This window comes from Halomonas sp. SIMBA_159 (genome assembly GCF_046536035.1).
GTDB lineage: Bacteria > Pseudomonadota > Gammaproteobacteria > Pseudomonadales > Halomonadaceae > Vreelandella > Vreelandella venusta_A.
In genome coordinates this window covers 1-229 of record NZ_JAWJBT010001823.1, presented here as the reverse complement: position 1 = coordinate 229, position 229 = coordinate 1, and the positions used below count along the sequence as shown (strand labels likewise).

Annotated in this window: 1 pseudogene; it reads right to left on the bottom strand. The window is 52.4% G+C overall.

The window, feature by feature from the left end:
• A pseudogene (locus tag R0J87_RS25485) lies at positions 1-206 on the bottom strand (ABC transporter permease); the annotation flags it as partial.
• Positions 207-229 lie beyond the last annotated feature (23 nt).

Sequence of the window (229 nt, the reverse complement as noted above, 5' to 3'; positions counted from 1 at the left end):
CCGGTTTCAAAGGCAAAATTTTCGAATGGGGTCAGGATAGTATCGTCACCCAGCAAGGCCAGGTTGGGCCGGCCCATAATGCGGATATTGATAGAGAAAGCCGCAATCATAGTCAGAATACTGGCCAGTAAGTGCAAAATACCGCAACGTACTGCCAGAAAGGCTGTCACCAGGCCACACATACCGCCGGCCAGAATGGCCAGCATGGTTGCCATCCACGGATTCACAC